Genomic DNA, 14,823 nt, shown 5'->3' with positions numbered 1-14,823 from the left:
ATGCGTTTTGCCCTGATCATCGCGGTGCTGTGCAGCCTGGCAGGCGTCGCCCACGCGACGCCTGCCGGCGAGCCGCACAAAGCCTACCTGACCCTCATCATCGACGACCTCGGGCAGAACCTGCCCCGGGATCGTCGCGTGCTGGCCCTGCCTGGGCCGGTCACCACGGCGGTCATGCCCGACACACCCCACGCCGCCGAATTTGCCCGCGAGGCACACAAAGCCGGCAAGATCGTGATCCTGCATATGCCCATGGACCCGGCGACCGGCCCCTTCGCCTGGCACCCTGAGCTGCCCATCGAAGAACTCGCCAAGCGCCTGGACGCTGCGTTCAAGGCGGTGCCCTACACCGCAGGCATCAACAACCACATGGGCAGCCGCATGACCGCGCAACCGGTCGCCATGGCCTGGTTGATGGCCGAGCTGCAACGGCGCAACAAGTTCTTCGTCGACAGCCGCACCAGCGCGCAGACCGTCGCGGCAGCCGAGGCGCAGAAGATTGGATTGGCCCATGTCTCGCGGGATGTATTCCTCGATGACGAGCGCACTGAAGCAGCGATCACCACGCAATTGCAGACCGCAATCAAGCTGGCCCACAAGCAGGGTTCGGTCGTGATGATCGGTCACCCTTACCCGCAAACCCTGGCGGTGCTGGAGCGCGAGCTGCCCAAACTTAAGGCTCAGGGCGTCGATTGGATCGATATCAAGTTGATGATCAGCGTGCGCAGTAACCAAGCGATGGCGGGTCACGGCAAAAACGGCACCTACCTTCCTGCGCGTAGATAGATACAGCCCGGCAATGCGCTGACTGCTCGATAGTTGATGCTCCCATCAACTGGAGAGCCCATCATGAAGCCTCTGCAATTCAACGACCTGCTCATCAGCTTTACCAGCGAATTCCTGCCCCTGTGGAACGACAAGGGGTCCAGCGCGCACGAAGCCGTCGGCCTCTGGCGGCCCAGCATGACATCCGATGCGCTGAACCCGTTTTACGCCCTGGGTGATATTGCGGTGCGTCACTATCGCAATATCAACCACAGCAAGATCGTCGCCGTCGTGAGCGACGCGAATAAGGTCGACGGCACGGCCCTGCGTGCGCCCGTTGACTATCAATTGGTGTGGCACGATGAAGGGACTGGCGCTCACGCCAATTTTTCAATCTGGCGCCCGCTGCCCCCGGAGGGTTACGTCACGATGGGACTGGTGTGCGGTGTCGGCTACGACAAGCCTTCGCGCCATGCCGTACGCTGTGTACGAGCAGACCTGGTCGTCACGGCTCAAGTGGGCGAACTGATCTGGAATGATAAAGGCAGCGGCTCCGCCAACGATTTCAGCGCCTGGTCGGTCATCCCTCCCGGTGCATCTCCCGGCGAAGCCTACCTGGCACCTGGCACCTTCCTTGGCAGTGACAGTTATGCCAGGCCAAGCGTAGAGACCTACGCGCTGCGGCTGGCGCTGACCGCGCAACTCAGCGACCTGCCGGCACCTCCCGCCCTCATCGGGCATGAAAGCCCTGCTGCGGATGACACCACCTCAACGCTTCAGGTGTGCGAGCTGCCGTGGTTCTGTGTAAAAGACCCGGAGCTGACTGCAGTCGAACAGTCTCAGTCGTCGCCCACCTATCGCCTGGAGCGCACGGACCGCCACCTTATCGCCGGCTTCGGGCACAACACTGAGGCGACCAGTCAGCCGTTCATGTGGACGGCCACCAAGGGCGAACTGGGAGGAAATGCCAAGGCCCTGGCAGCCAACACCAGCATCGACCTGAGCAACGAGTGGCCCGTGTACCCACATGCCTTTGAGTTGAATTTTTCGGCGCATCTGGACCGAGACTTCACGCACACCCAACGCTCGGCGAAAGGCTGGAGCCACGCCTCGCCGCTGGAAATCATCACTTACGTCCCGCCAAACAAAGCCGTCGCGGCTTACCTTGTGCGCAGTGAGTATTGCCTGCTGCGTCAGGACGGCAGCCAGGTTTCAGGTACCGTCAGCTACACCAATGGTGATCACATTTATATGAGCGAGTCTTCCGAGGCCGCGCCATTGCCGGATGAAGCGCCTCCAGCATCAGAAGCCCCTCAAGCAGAGCCGAACCTAGAGGTAACGGGCCATGATTTGATCGATAACGCCCTCATCCCTTAACTGATCAAGCGCCGCCTGCAGCTTGCTCACCACTTCATCCGGCACGTCTTTATTCAACGCCAGGTAAAGCTGGGCACTGTTGAAGCGCAAGACGGTTTTAAGCTGGGTCACCCCGACCTGGCGGGCTAGGTAACGACCCGCCGGGTCACCGGTCGCCCACAGATCAATCTGGCCTTCCACCAGCTTTTGCGCATTGTCTTGGTCACGCAGTGCAACGACCGGGTTAAGGCCCTGCTTTTCCAGCGTTTCAGCAATGGCGTCGCCCTTGTAGGCGCCGATCTTGTAGCGGCGCGCGTGCTCAAGGTCGGTCAGTTGGATCTTGCTGTCGGCCTTGGCCAGTAGCACCCAATCGTCCGGACCGATAGGGCCGACCCATTTGAATAACGCCTCGCGATCCGGCAAACGGGCCATCACGAATACGCCATAGCCAGGTTTTTCCAGGGCGAGCTTGTAGATGCGCTCCCAAGGAAAACGCAGGGTGAGGTTGTAGGAAATGCCGGCACGCTTGAAGGTCTCGCGCACGATGTCCACGGCGATGCCTTCGATGTTCTCGTCCTTGGCGAAGTTCTTGCCGTTTTTCGCTATGTTGTAGGGCGGGAAGTTTTCCGTCAGCAACACCAGGGAGGCGTCAGACGGTTCTTCGGCGTTGGCCGAACCTGCCAGCAGGAGGGAAGTACTGGCGAGGGCGAGCAGCAGGGTCTTGAACATGAAGGCTACCGGAATCCATGGCAAGCGCAGAGAGTGCCGCGCACTTGCCATGGTGTCCAGCAGCGTTTAGCGAACGACGATACCGCGCGCCGCCATGTAGGCCTTGGCCTCGGGAACGGTGTACTCGCCAAAGTGGAAAATACTCGCCGCCAGCACCGCGCTGGCGTGGCCTTCGATCACACCATCGGCTAAATGCTGCAGGTTGCCGACGCCGCCGGAAGCGATCACTGGAATGCCCAGCGCATCGCTGATGGCGCGGGTCACGCCCAGGTCGAAGCCGTTTTTCATGCCGTCCTGGTCCATGCTGGTCAGCAGGATTTCACCGGCGCCGAGGGCTTCCATCTTCATTGCCCACTCCACCGCGTCCAGGCCGGTCGGCTTGCGACCGCCGTGGGTGAAGATCTCCCAGCGCGGGGTTTCGCCCGGGCCGGAGACTTTTTTGGCGTCGATGGCAACGACGATGCATTGCGAGCCGAAGTGCTGCGCTGCTTCGCCGACGAACTCCGGGTTGAACACCGCTGCCGTGTTGATCGACACCTTGTCCGCGCCGGCATTGAGCAAGTTGCGGATGTCCTGCACGGTGCGCACACCACCGCCCACGGTCAGCGGGATGAATACCTGGCTGGCCATGCGTTCGACGGTATGCAATGTGGTGTCGCGGCCGTCGACGCTGGCAGTGATGTCGAGAAAGGTAATCTCGTCGGCACCTTGCTCATCATAGCGACGCGCGATTTCCACCGGGTCGCCGGCATCACGAATGTTCTCGAACTTGACGCCCTTGACCACGCGACCGTTGTCGACGTCCAGGCAAGGGATGATGCGTTTGGCCAGCGCCATGGTCAGTCCTCAGCCGTTGTAGGCGTCGCAGTAAGCCTGGGCTTCGGCGACGTCCAGGGTACCTTCGTAGATCGCGCGGCCGGTGATGGCGCCGATGATGCCGGGGGCCTTGGCGTCCAGCAGCGACTTGATGTCGCCCAGGTTGTGAATGCCGCCGGAGGCGATCACCGGAATCTTTGTCGCAGCGGCCAGCGCAGCGGTGAACGGCACGTTGCAGCCCTGCATCATGCCGTCTTTGGCGATGTCGGTATAAACGATGGCGGACACGCCGTCGGCTTCGAACTGCTTGGCCAGGTCAATCACTTGGATGGTGCTGATTTCAGCCCAGCCGTCGGTGGCGACGAAACCATCCTTGGCGTCCAGGCCCACGATGACTTTGCCTGGGAATGCGCGGCAGGCTTCGGCGACGAAGGCTGGGTCTTTCACGGCCTTGGTGCCAATGATCACGTAGCTCACGCCAGCCTTGACGTAGTGCTCGATGGTTTCCAGGGAGCGGATACCGCCGCCGATCTGAATCGGCAGGTTCGGGTAGCGTTTGGCGATCGCAGTGACCACCTCGCCGTTGACCGGTTGGCCTTCGAAGGCGCCGTTCAGGTCCACCAGATGCAGACGACGGCAGCCCCCTTCCACCCATTTGGCAGCCATGCTCACCGGGTCATCGGAGAATACGGTGGAGTCTTCCATGCGGCCTTGGCGCAGACGGACGCAGGCGCCGTCCTTGAGATCGATAGCGGGGATAATCAGCATCTGGCAAACCTTATTCGATATTCAGCAATGCTTGGGAAATCAGGGTTTCTCAAGCGACCACAGGTCGCTTTCGATGCTTTCGAACCTTTCTTTAAGGAGCGTCTGCGTATCGAAAATCGCTCTGTTGTAATAATGCGGAGCCACTTCGGTGGTGAACAGCTCAAGAATCTCGGCGACCTCGAACGAGCCCAGCTTGAGCTCGAAGCGGTCTTCCATGAAGCGCTTGATCTTGAGGGTAGCCTCACTTTCCTGCTCGGGCGTGAGGTTCAAGATCGGCTGCTTCGGCTTCCTGGCCATTACCAGCGCCCATCCCAGGCGGCGAAGTTCTGCAGCAATTGCAGGCCATGGGTATGGCTCTTCTCCGGGTGGAACTGCACGGCAAAGCGCGAACCTTCAGCCAGCGCGGCGGCGAAGTCGACGCCGTAGTGCCCGCCACCCACCACCTGGCCCGGCTTACCGGCGGCGATGTAGTAGCTGTGCACGAAGTAGAAGCGCGCCATGTCCGGCACTTCGTGCCACAGCGGGTGATCCACGGTCTGGCGGACTTCGTTCCAGCCCATGTGCGGGACTTTCAGGTGTTCGCCGTCTTCATGCAGGTCTTTGCCGAAGAACTTAACCTGGCCTGGGAACAAACCGATGCAGTCGACGCCATCGTTCTCTTCACTGCTGTCGAGCAAGGCTTGCATGCCCACGCAGATGCCAAGGAACGGACGGTCCTGGCTGACTTCGCGCACCAGGCTGTCAAAGCCCAGGCGGCGGATCTCGGCCATGCAATCGCGAATCGCGCCAACACCCGGGAACACCACGCGGTCGGCTTCGCGAATCACATTGGCATCGCTGGTGATCAGCACCTTGCCGGCACCGACGTGCTCGAGGGCCTTGGCCACCGAGTGCAGGTTACCCATGCCGTAATCGATAACCGCGACCGTCTGCATTACAGGACGCCCTTGGTCGAAGGCATCTGCCCGGCCATGCGCTCATCCAGCTCGACGGCCATGCGCAGCGCGCGGCCGAATGCCTTGAACACGGTTTCGATCTGGTGGTGGGTGTTGGTGCCGCGCAGGTTGTCGATGTGCAGGCTGACAAGTGCGTGGTTGACGAAACCCTGGAAGAATTCCTGGAACAGGTCGACGTCAAAGCCGCCCACGGTGGCGCGGGTGTAGGGCACGTGCATCTGCAGGCCTGGGCGGCCGGAGAAGTCGATGACCACACGCGACAGCGCTTCGTCCAGCGGGACATAGGCGTGACCGTAGCGACGGATGCCTTTTTTGTCGCCGATAGCCTTGGCAAACGCCTGGCCGAGGGTGATGCCAACGTCTTCCACCGTGTGGTGGTCGTCGATATGCAGGTCGCCCTTGCTGACGATATCCAGGTCGATCAGCCCGTGACGGGCGATCTGGTCCAGCATGTGCTCAAGAAAAGGGACACCGATATCAAATCGGGCCTTTCCGGTGCCATCCAGGTTGATCGAGGCTTTGATCTGGGTTTCCAGAGTGTCGCGCTCGACGGACGCCTTACGTTCGGCCATCACCAGCTCCGCAAAATCATTGGGCGAAAAAGGCAGCCATTATAGGGGCGCGGGCGCTAAACAGAAACATCGGAGGGGATAAGACTGACGAGTTGAAGCGAGAGATGTCGGGGATAGACATGTGCATACATGTGAGAGCCAGTCGTGTAGTGAGCGGGCTTGCCCCGCGCTGGGTGGCGCAGCCGCCCCAACCCAGGCACCGAATTCTCCAGTTAAAACGCGGTGTCCGGTTTTGGGGGCGGCTGCGCCACCCAGCGCGGGGCAAGCCCGCTCACTACAGGTTTGGTGCTAGCGGAACAGTACCGCCGTCTTCTGCAGGGTCACCCACACACCCCACGCCAACGGAATACCCACCACCAGCCAGGCGGCAATCGCCAATGGCACAGTGCCGGAAGCCGCTTTCCACTCCAGGGAAGTGGTCGCATCCGCGCCTTTGTCATGGCCAAGCGCCTGTTCGGCGGCCAATTCGGCATCGGTCATGAAGTACTTGTCGGCCACCGGACGCACCAGCAGGTTGCAGATGAAACCCAGCACCAGCAGGCCGGCGAGGATGTACAAGGTGATGTCGTAGGCCGCCGCGCGTTCAACGCCAATGCTCAGCTGATACTCACGCAGGTAGTTCACCAACACCGGGCCCAATACGCCCGCAGCGGCCCAGGCAGTCAGCAGGCGACCGTGGATCGCGCCGACCATTTGCGTGCCGAACAGGTCAGCCAGGTAGGCCGGAACGGTCGCAAAACCACCGCCGTACATCGACAGGATGATGCAGAACGCCGCCACAAACAGCGCCACGTTGCCCAAATGCCCCAGGTTCGGGATCAACGCGTACAGGGCAAAGCCCAGGGCGAAGAACACGAAGTAGGTATTTTTACGCCCCAGGTAGTCGGAGAACGACGCCCAGAAGAACCGGCCACCGATGTTGAACAGGCTCAACAGCCCCGTAAAACCTGCGGCGATGGCTGCGATGGAAGCCAGTTGACCGGCATCCAGCTGACCAAACGGTACATCCACACCCAGCAGCTTGCCGCCGAACACTTCCTGCAGCAGTGGCGACGCCATGCCGAGGATGCCGATACCGGCGGATACGTTCAGGCACAGCACCAGCCAAACCAGGCGGAATTGCGGGGTTTTCCACGCCACGTTCACGTGCACGTGACGGTGGGTGATCATCGCGTTGCTGGCTTTTTTCGCCGGCGCGGTCCAGCCCTCAGGTTTCCAGCCGGTTGGCGGAACGCGGTAGGACAAGGCGCCACCGATCATGAACACGAAATAGATCGCGGCCATCACCAGGAAGCTCTGCCATACGCCCACGCTGTCTGGCGTTGCGAAGTGACCCATCAATGCGGCTGCCAACGGGGCGCCAACCATCGCACCACCGCCGAAGCCCATGATCGCCATACCAGTGGCCATGCCACGCTTGTCCGGGAACCACTTGATCAGGGTCGATACGGGCGAGATATAGCCCAGGCCCAGGCCGATACCGCCGATGACCCCGGAGCCGATCCACATCAGCCAGATCTGGTGGGTATAGATACCCAACGCCGAGATCAGCAGGCCACCACACCAGCACAACGCCGACACAACACCGGCCTTGCGTGGCCCGGCATGTTCCAGCCAGCCGCCCCAGATGGCTGCCGAGCAGCCCAGGAAGATGAAGAACAGGGTGTAGATCCAGCCCAGCATGGAGATGGGCCAGTCGCATTGGGACGAGAAGACTTGGGCGATGAAGCTCATGTCCGGCGCACAAGCAACCGGCTTGGTGATACCCAGCGCCTTGGACAATGGCAGCCAGAACACCGAGAACCCGTAGGCCATGCCGATGCAAAGGTGGATAGCCAGGGCGGCCGGTGGAACCAGCCAGCGGTTGAAGCCGGGCTTGGCGATGATGCGTTCCTTGGACAGGAACGCTGGCTTTGCAGCAGATGAACCTGCCGCAGTGCTAGTGCTCATTGGTGTTTCCCCCAGTTGTTAGTATGTGTCCGTCAGGCGCTCTCTCCCTCGGCCTTGCACGCAAAGCGTGGCCGTTTTGTTGAGTGAAGCTCCATTTTAGGCGCGACCTTAGGTCGCAGAAGGCGGACGAACGTGCAGAGATTAGCACCTGTCGATGACAGAAAAACCAAAGTGACATCACCTTTTTCAGGAAATTTGTTTATTTGACGCCAAAAACCCGTTCCCCCACCGCTGGATACAATGTAACGATCGGAGCACTGACGCAGGCCGTCGGGCGTTATACTCTGCGGCTAAATTTTGAAATCGACATACAAGGACTCGCCCATGAAAGCGTTCGGCAAAATCCTGGGTCTGGTACTTCTCGGGCTGTTGCTGATCATTGTGGCTCTAGGCTTTGCCCTGACCCATCTCTTCGATCCCAACGACTATAAAGACGAGATTCGCCAGATTGCCCGCGACAAGGCCCACATCGAGCTGACGCTCAATGGCGACATCGGCTGGAGCCTGTTCCCCTGGCTTGGCCTGGAACTGCACGAAGCCAGCGTGGCAACCCTGACCGCACCGACCCAGCCCTTCGCCGACCTGCAGATGCTCGGCCTGTCGGTACGCGTGCTGCCGCTGCTGCGCCGCGAAGTGCAGATGAGTGACGTGCGTGTCGAAGGTCTCAACCTGCGCCTCAACCGCAACAAGGAAGGGCACGGCAACTGGGAAGACATCGGCAAGAACGTGACAGAGACGAGCGTCGGCAGCCCTGGCTCGGTTGAACAACCGGCCGAACCCGAATCGGACAAGCCGGCAAAACCCATCCGCCTGGATATCGACAGCCTGACGGTCAACAACGCCCGCATCGAATACAACGATGAGCAGACCGGCAAGCAGTTCAGCGCCGAAAGCATCCAATTGAGCGCTGGCGCCGTGCATGAAGGCGCCAGCATCCCGGTGAAACTCACCGCCTTCTTCGGCAGCAATCAGCCGGTGATGCGCGTCAAGACCGAACTCAACGGCAACCTGCGCATCCAGCGTGCGCTCAAGCGCTACCAGCTTGAAGACATGAAGATCACCGGCGAAGCCACGGGCGAGCCACTGCAAGGCAAGACCGTGACCTTCTCGACCCAGGGCCAACTGTTGGTGGACCAGGCGGCGAATATCGCCGAATGGACCAACATGAAGCTCTCGGCCAACCAACTGCGCGCGTTGGGCGAGCTGAAGGTCAACGACCTCGACAAGACCCCGCAGCTCAGCGGCGCCCTGTCCATCGCCCAATTCGACCTGGCCAAGTTCCTCGACAGCGTCGGCCACCCGCTGCCGCCAATGGCCGAGGGCAGCCTGAGCAAGGTCGAACTGGTCAGCCGCCTCAAGGGCACGCCAAGCAGCATCGCCCTGGAAGACCTGAACCTGAAACTCGACGGCAGCACCTTCACCGGTCGCGTCGCCGTGGAGGATTTCGCCAAGCAATCCCTGCGCGTTCAGCTCAAGGCCGACACGTTCAATGCCGACAACTATCTGCCGGCCAAGTCCGAATCCGCCAAGGGCGCAGCCGCTGCCCGCCAGGCCGAAGTGCAGAACAGCGAAGCCGGTGCCATGGCTGCCGGCGGCACCACACCGCTGCCCGAAGCGCCGACCAAAGGCGCCTGGAGCACCGACAAACTGTTGCCATTGACCCGCCTGCGCACGCTGGATGTGGACGCCGACCTCGCGTTTGGCCAACTGACCCTGAGCAAGTTGCCGATCCAGAATGCCGTGCTCAAAGCGTCCGGCATCGATGGCCAACTCAAGCTCGACACCCTGAGCGGCGGTCTCTACAACGGCACCTTCCAGGCCAACGGCAACCTCGATGTGCGCCAGGATATCCCGGTGCTCGCGCTGCAAAGCCGGATCAAGCAGGTACCGGTCGAACGCATCCTGCAAGCCCAGGGGCAAACCCCGCCGGTGAAGGGCCAGATCACCCTCGACAGCAACCTCACTGGCCGCGGCAATAGCCAGAAAGCGCTGATCGACAGCCTCAACGGCACCGCCAGTTTCGTGATCAACAACGGCGTGCTGCTCAACGCCAACCTTGAACAGCAACTGTGCACCGGCATCGCCTTGCTCAACCGCAAAACCTTGAGCAGCACACCGCAAGGCAAGGACACGCCGTTCCAGGAACTGAAGGGCAACCTGACCTTCCGTAACGGTGTCGCCAGCAACCCGGACCTGAAAGTGCGCATCCCGGGCCTGACGGTCAACGGTAATGGCGATGTCGATCTGCGCGTCCTGGGCATGGACTACCGCGTCGGCATCATTGTCGAAGGTGATCAGCGCGAAACGCCGGACCCGGCCTGCCAGGTGGGCTCCAACTTCCAGGGCATCGAAGTGCCGCTGCGCTGCCGTGGCCCGCTGGAGCTGGGCGCCAAGGCGTGCCGCCTGGACAAGGACGGCCTTGGCCAAGTCGCGATCAAGGCGGCGGGCAACCGCCTCAACGAGAAGCTTGAAGAGAAGCTCGACAAGGTTAACCCGAAGCTCAAAGACGCACTGAAAGGCCTGTTCAATCGATGAGAAACGAGCAATTTTCAGAGGCGGTGCTGAACTGGTACGACCGCCACGGTCGCCACGACCTGCCCTGGCAACAGGGCATAACGCCTTATCGGGTGTGGGTCTCGGAGATCATGCTGCAGCAGACCCAGGTGAGCACCGTGCTCAATTATTTCGACCGCTTCATGGCGTCGCTGCCAACGGTCGAGGCCCTGGCGGCTGCGCCGGAAGATGAAGTGCTGCACTTGTGGACCGGGCTGGGGTACTACACCCGGGCGCGCAACCTGCAAAAGACGGCGAAGATTATCGTGGCCGAATACGGCGGCGAATTTCCCAAGGATGTCGAGAAGCTCACCGAGTTGCCCGGCATAGGCTTGTCCACCGCCGGAGCGATCGCCAGCCTGAGCATGGGCCTGCGTGCGCCGATCCTCGACGGCAACGTCAAACGCGTGCTGGCACGTTTCACCGCGCAGGAGGGCTACCCGGGCGAACCCAAGGTGGCCAAGCAACTGTGGGCCACCGCAGAACGCTTCACGCCGCATGATCGCGTCAACGCCTACACCCAGGCGATGATGGACATGGGCGCCACCCTCTGCACCCGCAGCAAACCCAGCTGCCTGTTGTGCCCGCTGGAAAAAGGCTGCGAAGCGCACATGCTCGGCCTGGAGACGCGCTACCCGATCCCCAAGCCGCGCAAGACCATCCCGCAGAAGCGCACGCTGATGCCGCTGCTGGCAAATGCCGAAGGCGCGATCCTGCTTTACCGTCGCCCCTCGACGGGTCTGTGGGGCGGCCTGTGGAGCTTGCCGGAGCTGGATGACCTGCAAGACCTGGAGCACCTGGCCAACCAGCACGCGCTGGCACTGGGCAAGCAACAGGAACTGCCGAGCCTGATTCACACCTTCAGCCACTTTCAGTTGGCTATCGAACCCTGGCTGGTCCAGGTCGAGGAATCCGCCCATCACGTGGCCGAGGCCGACTGGCTCTGGTATAACCTCGCCACCCCGCCGCGCCTGGGCCTTGCCGCCCCGGTGAAAAAACTGCTGAAGCGCGCGGCCGACGTATTGAATGCAGGAGTTTCGTCATGACCCGCACCATCATGTGCCGCAAGTACAAAGAAGAATTGCCAGGCCTCGAACGCCCTCCGTACCCAGGTGCCAAGGGCCAGGACATTTTCGAGCACGTCTCCGCCAAAGCCTGGGCCGACTGGCTGAAACACCAGACTCTACTGATCAACGAAAAACGCCTGAACATGATGAACGCCGAAGACCGTAAATACCTGGCGGGCGAGATGGACAAGTTCTTTTCCGGCGAGGAATACGCCAAGGCCGACGGCTACGTGCCGCCTGCTCAATAATTGATCAAAAACCGGGGTCGGCACGTAAGCGACGGTAATAATTAAATATTTTTTGAAAACTTGCTTGACGACCCCCTGAAAAACCCGTTTAATGCGCCCCGTTGCCCAGATAGCTCAGTCGGTAGAGCAGGGGATTGAAAATCCCCGTGTCGGCGGTTCGATTCCGTCTCTGGGCACCACTAATTAGTTTCAGGTGGTGCTAACGTCATCTGAAACACACAAGAAACCCGCCTAGTGCGGGTTTTTTGTTGCCTGGAATTTGACTTAACCCAGTGGCGATTTTGATTGGGTGCTTCGCTCACTTCAGCAAAAACACCATCAGCGGATTATCGTTCAACCGCCCTTCAAAACTTGGAGCGACGTCCTCCAGGGATGTCCCTTGCAGCAACGCCACTTCCTTGCGCGCCACAATCACCCACGCCGGCCGTGGCAAAGTACCTAATCGGTCAAGCTCATGAGCCCCCACAAACACCGGCCGCTCATCGTGATCCAGGTTCATCATGTAGCGCACTGCCCAGGTATCCCGGCCAAGGTTGATAAACACCAAAGGCCCCGGCTGCGTAACGCGCAGTGCTTCCACCTGGCCGACAAACTGCCGCGTATCGAGCTGCAGGTCCTTGGCCGGTTCTACCACCATCACCAACAACAACCATTGCGCCAACAAAGCGATCAGGCTGAGCCACACCAACCGCCCCACCCGCCGCCAGGCGATCAACGTCGCCACCTGTAGCAGCGCCAACGCGCTGATCAGCAGCGGCAGCGAAACATCTGGCCAGTCACCATGCTTCTGCCAGCCATGCCGACAGACAAACACTGCCACCACGCACAACGCCGGTAGCGCCGCGACAAGCCCTTCGTAACATCGGCGCACGCCAGCGAGCCAACCTTGCGACTGAAGCAGCCCATAGGCCGCGACAGCCGCAAACATCGGCACCATGGGCAGGATGTAGTAAGCGCGCTTGAAGTGCGGCACCGACAGCCCGAGCAAGATCATCATGCCGCAGGCACCGAGCCGCACCACCAATTGCATATCGCCCTCGAACCGCTCGGCCCAGCGATGACGCAGCGCAATCATGGTGGCCAGCGCCAACGGCACCACCGGGAAGTAGCGATACAAGCTCAGCTGGAAGTAAAAATAGAACGGCTCACCGGTTTCATCGAGGCGTCCGCCCACCTGCATCTTGAACACTTCATCGGCAAATGCGTCTCCACCGCTGAGGCGCGCCAGTTTCACCAACAGCCACCAACAGGCTGCCAACAACACCAGGCCGACGAGGCCATGAATGAGCACTTGCTTCACGCGCTCGCCAGGCTTGCCCAGCGCCCAATACACGCACACCACGCCACAGACTTCGATCAACCCCAGTGGCCCGCGTATGGCAAAGCCCAGAATGAACAACGCAAACACCGCCAGCCGCCTCCAGCGCCCACCACTGTGCAGCAGGTAAAAACTGCCTACACAGAGCAACGCTACCATCTGGTCCAGGCAGACCGAGCGGGATTTTTCGAGCAGTTGGGTGGTGAGCAACGTCAGCAGCACGGTGAGCAGCGCCCACTGGCGATTCGCCGGGACGAGCAAGCGATAGATCAAGGCAACCACCCCAGCGGACGCCAGGGCGGTGGGCAGCACATTCGCCAGATGGTTGGGCGCACCAAACAGCCGTGCGAACACGAAGCTGAAAAAGGTCGCGGTGCCGGGGTAATCCGCGTAGGGCTGGCCATAGGTAGTCGGGAAAAGGCTCGCACCATGGCGAAACATTTCTTGTAGGAACAGCGCCCAGCGTCCGTCAAACCCTTGGGGTTGCTGATCCCATATACCCAAGGTGAACAGCAACAGGGCAAACAGGAAAATGCCCAGGGATTCCAGGCGAAAACGGTTGCGGTGATCCATCGGTTGACCTGTCAGGTAAGGGGCGCCGACTTATGGTGCCGACTGCCCTGCTGAATAACGCCTGAACAGACCTGAACATTCCCGCGCTTACCGACCTGCGGGCCACACCCACTTAGGGATCAACCGAACGTAAATCAACTCGCCCACCAGCTCGATCAGGGTTTGCAGGATCACCGCCGTCGCCGCCAACCCGCGCACATCCTCGGGCAAGGCCAGCGCCAGAGGCAATACCACCAGCGAGTTGCGTGTCGACGCGCTGAATGTCACCGCCCTGGCCGTCGCCGCCGGGAGTGCAAACAACCGCGAGGCCAACACGCCCATCAGCGGCGCCAGCACCAGAAAACCGACATACACCGGGATCACCGGCAGCAACAGGTTGATATCCCGTACCACCGATGTGATTTGCGAGCCGATCACCACAAACAACACCACCGCCATCGCCGGCACCGGCAACCACGCCCAGCCACTGTTCCAAACACTGACGACCGACGATCGCCGTGCCAGGGAAGTCGTCACCACCGCCAGAATCATCGGCACCACGATCAACAAGAGAAACGCCTCGAAAAACGGCCTTGCCTCCACCACCACCTCGGATTGGGCGCCGAGCATCACACTCAGATAGATCGGTAACAGCACCAATTGCAGCAGCAACAGCACCGGCGTGGCCGCCAGCATCAACCGCGAATCGCCCTTGCCGATATGGGTAAACACCACCACGTAGTCGATGCACGGGGTCAGCAACACCAGCAACGCCCCTACCAGCAATGCCGGACGCCCGACCAGGCTCTGGGTCAATGCCCACACCAGCAGGGGCACCAAGATGAAGTTGGCGAGCAGTAGTGCCGACAGGAAACGCTTGTTACTCAAGCTCTGGCGCAGATCCAAAAAAGGAATTTGGAGGAACATTGCGTACATCAGCACCGCAATGGCGGGCGTGACCAGCGCGCTGAGGCCGTGGGCAAGTGAGGGTGCGAGCAGGCCAAAAGCGGCGGCCAGCAGCACAGCTACAAAGTAGAACGGGATCTGGTTGTATTCGAGGGTGTCGCGGGTCATGGCCTGACTCAGATCGATCAAAAGTTCGTCAGCCTATGCACCCAAACGGATCACGTCGAGCATCGTGACAGTCTCCGCGCCCAGGGGAGCGAAATTTGT

14 protein-coding genes and 1 tRNA gene are annotated in these 14,823 nt (G+C 60.8%); 6 read left to right on the top strand and 9 right to left on the bottom strand.

The features are described 5' to 3' along the window. Positions 1 to 786, top strand: coding sequence for a divergent polysaccharide deacetylase family protein (locus BFP95_RS23585; protein ID WP_065875777.1), 786 nt, complete (start codon positions 1 to 3; stop codon positions 784 to 786). A gap of 63 nt (positions 787 to 849) precedes the next feature. Beyond that, positions 850 to 2,142, top strand: a complete 1,293-nt coding sequence (locus BFP95_RS23580; protein ID WP_065910794.1) for a Vps62-related protein — start codon at positions 850 to 852, stop codon at positions 2,140 to 2,142. Here BFP95_RS23580 and BFP95_RS23575 read toward each other — a convergent pair. The 7 genes from BFP95_RS23575 to BFP95_RS23545 form a co-directional block, all read right to left on the bottom strand. Continuing rightward, complete coding sequence (locus BFP95_RS23575; protein ID WP_065910793.1) at positions 2,095 to 2,850, bottom strand: substrate-binding periplasmic protein; 756 nt, start codon at positions 2,848 to 2,850, stop codon at positions 2,095 to 2,097. The genes BFP95_RS23580 and BFP95_RS23575 overlap by 48 nt on opposite strands. Before the next feature lie 66 nt (positions 2,851 to 2,916). Then, positions 2,917 to 3,687, bottom strand: coding sequence for an imidazole glycerol phosphate synthase subunit HisF (gene hisF, locus BFP95_RS23570; protein WP_017138643.1), 771 nt, complete (start codon positions 3,685 to 3,687; stop codon positions 2,917 to 2,919). Positions 3,688 to 3,696: 9 nt separating this feature from the next. Next, positions 3,697 to 4,434 (bottom strand): 1-(5-phosphoribosyl)-5-[(5-phosphoribosylamino)methylideneamino]imidazole-4-carboxamide isomerase, encoded by a 738-nt coding sequence (gene hisA, locus BFP95_RS23565; RefSeq protein ID WP_029295899.1) that lies wholly within the window; start codon positions 4,432 to 4,434, stop codon positions 3,697 to 3,699. 39 nt (positions 4,435 to 4,473) lie between these two features. After that, a complete protein-coding gene (locus tag BFP95_RS23560) occupies positions 4,474 to 4,731 on the bottom strand; it encodes a DUF2164 domain-containing protein (protein ID WP_010213888.1) in 258 nt (85 codons plus the stop codon). Next, positions 4,731 to 5,369 (bottom strand): imidazole glycerol phosphate synthase subunit HisH, encoded by a 639-nt coding sequence (gene hisH / locus BFP95_RS23555; protein ID WP_065910792.1) that lies wholly within the window; start codon positions 5,367 to 5,369, stop codon positions 4,731 to 4,733. The genes BFP95_RS23560 and hisH overlap by 1 nt, the downstream gene beginning before the upstream one ends. Continuing rightward, entirely contained in the window at positions 5,369 to 5,962 is a 594-nt protein-coding gene (gene hisB / locus BFP95_RS23550; RefSeq protein ID WP_017849940.1) for an imidazoleglycerol-phosphate dehydratase HisB, read from the bottom strand. The genes hisH and hisB overlap by 1 nt, the downstream gene beginning before the upstream one ends. Before the next feature lie 288 nt (positions 5,963 to 6,250). Continuing rightward, on the bottom strand, positions 6,251 to 7,912 hold the full coding sequence (locus BFP95_RS23545) for an OFA family MFS transporter (RefSeq protein ID WP_065875781.1): 1,662 nt from the start codon (positions 7,910 to 7,912) through the stop codon (positions 6,251 to 6,253). A 324-nt stretch (positions 7,913 to 8,236) separates the two neighbouring features. Between BFP95_RS23545 and BFP95_RS23540 the strand changes: the two genes are divergently transcribed. The 4 genes from BFP95_RS23540 (at position 8,237) to BFP95_RS23525 (ending at position 11,959) form a co-directional block, all read left to right on the top strand. After that, on the top strand, positions 8,237 to 10,447 hold the full coding sequence (locus BFP95_RS23540; protein ID WP_065890268.1) for an AsmA family protein: 2,211 nt from the start codon (positions 8,237 to 8,239) through the stop codon (positions 10,445 to 10,447). After that, the gene (gene mutY / locus BFP95_RS23535) at positions 10,444 to 11,511 is read left to right on the top strand and encodes an A/G-specific adenine glycosylase (protein WP_065890265.1); all 1,068 of its coding nucleotides are present in this window, start codon (positions 10,444 to 10,446) and stop codon (positions 11,509 to 11,511) included. Before BFP95_RS23540 ends, mutY begins: the two co-directional genes overlap by 4 nt. Continuing rightward, complete coding sequence (locus BFP95_RS23530; RefSeq protein WP_065875784.1) at positions 11,508 to 11,780, top strand: oxidative damage protection protein; 273 nt, start codon at positions 11,508 to 11,510, stop codon at positions 11,778 to 11,780. The genes mutY and BFP95_RS23530 overlap by 4 nt, the downstream gene beginning before the upstream one ends. Before the next feature lie 103 nt (positions 11,781 to 11,883). Next, a tRNA-Phe gene (locus tag BFP95_RS23525) sits at positions 11,884 to 11,959 on the top strand. A 119-nt stretch (positions 11,960 to 12,078) separates the two neighbouring features. On the opposite strand, the gene BFP95_RS23520 is transcribed toward BFP95_RS23525, so the two are convergent. Both BFP95_RS23520 and BFP95_RS23515 read right to left on the bottom strand, forming a co-directional pair. After that, the gene (locus BFP95_RS23520; protein ID WP_065910791.1) at positions 12,079 to 13,671 is read right to left on the bottom strand and encodes an ArnT family glycosyltransferase; all 1,593 of its coding nucleotides are present in this window, start codon (positions 13,669 to 13,671) and stop codon (positions 12,079 to 12,081) included. An 87-nt stretch (positions 13,672 to 13,758) separates the two neighbouring features. After that, positions 13,759 to 14,724, bottom strand: coding sequence for an arsenic resistance protein (locus BFP95_RS23515; RefSeq protein WP_065910790.1), 966 nt, complete (start codon positions 14,722 to 14,724; stop codon positions 13,759 to 13,761). Between the last annotated feature and the right edge of the window lie 99 nt (positions 14,725 to 14,823).

It is taken from the genome of Pseudomonas sp. 58 R 12, assembly GCF_900005865.1.
Lineage (GTDB): Bacteria > Pseudomonadota > Gammaproteobacteria > Pseudomonadales > Pseudomonadaceae > Aquipseudomonas > Aquipseudomonas tritici.
Note: the sequence above shows the minus strand (reverse complement) of the source record. Positions and strands in the feature narration are given on the sequence as shown.

What these genes read in the sequence shown, in the direction of transcription:
- hisH (WP_065910792.1), bottom strand. Translation starts at nt 5,369, where the DNA reads ATGCAGACGGTCGCGGTTATCGATTACGGCATGGGTAACCTGCACTCG.
- BFP95_RS23540 (WP_065890268.1), top strand. Translation starts at nt 8,237, where the DNA reads ATGAAAGCGTTCGGCAAAATCCTGGGTCTGGTACTTCTCGGGCTGTTG.
- hisB (WP_017849940.1), bottom strand. Translation starts at nt 5,962, where the DNA reads ATGGCCGAACGTAAGGCGTCCGTCGAGCGCGACACTCTGGAAACCCAG.
- BFP95_RS23530 (WP_065875784.1), top strand. Translation starts at nt 11,508, where the DNA reads ATGACCCGCACCATCATGTGCCGCAAGTACAAAGAAGAATTGCCAGGC.
- mutY (WP_065890265.1), top strand. Translation starts at nt 10,444, where the DNA reads ATGAGAAACGAGCAATTTTCAGAGGCGGTGCTGAACTGGTACGACCGC.
- hisA (WP_029295899.1), bottom strand. Translation starts at nt 4,434, where the DNA reads ATGCTGATTATCCCCGCTATCGATCTCAAGGACGGCGCCTGCGTCCGT.
- BFP95_RS23575 (WP_065910793.1), bottom strand. Translation starts at nt 2,850, where the DNA reads ATGTTCAAGACCCTGCTGCTCGCCCTCGCCAGTACTTCCCTCCTGCTG.
- BFP95_RS23520 (WP_065910791.1), bottom strand. Translation starts at nt 13,671, where the DNA reads ATGGATCACCGCAACCGTTTTCGCCTGGAATCCCTGGGCATTTTCCTG.
- BFP95_RS23560 (WP_010213888.1), bottom strand. Translation starts at nt 4,731, where the DNA reads ATGGCCAGGAAGCCGAAGCAGCCGATCTTGAACCTCACGCCCGAGCAG.
- BFP95_RS23545 (WP_065875781.1), bottom strand. Translation starts at nt 7,912, where the DNA reads ATGAGCACTAGCACTGCGGCAGGTTCATCTGCTGCAAAGCCAGCGTTC.
- BFP95_RS23585 (WP_065875777.1), top strand. Translation starts at nt 1, where the DNA reads ATGCGTTTTGCCCTGATCATCGCGGTGCTGTGCAGCCTGGCAGGCGTC.
- BFP95_RS23515 (WP_065910790.1), bottom strand. Translation starts at nt 14,724, where the DNA reads ATGACCCGCGACACCCTCGAATACAACCAGATCCCGTTCTACTTTGTA.
- BFP95_RS23580 (WP_065910794.1), top strand. Translation starts at nt 850, where the DNA reads ATGAAGCCTCTGCAATTCAACGACCTGCTCATCAGCTTTACCAGCGAA.
- hisF (WP_017138643.1), bottom strand. Translation starts at nt 3,687, where the DNA reads ATGGCGCTGGCCAAACGCATCATCCCTTGCCTGGACGTCGACAACGGT.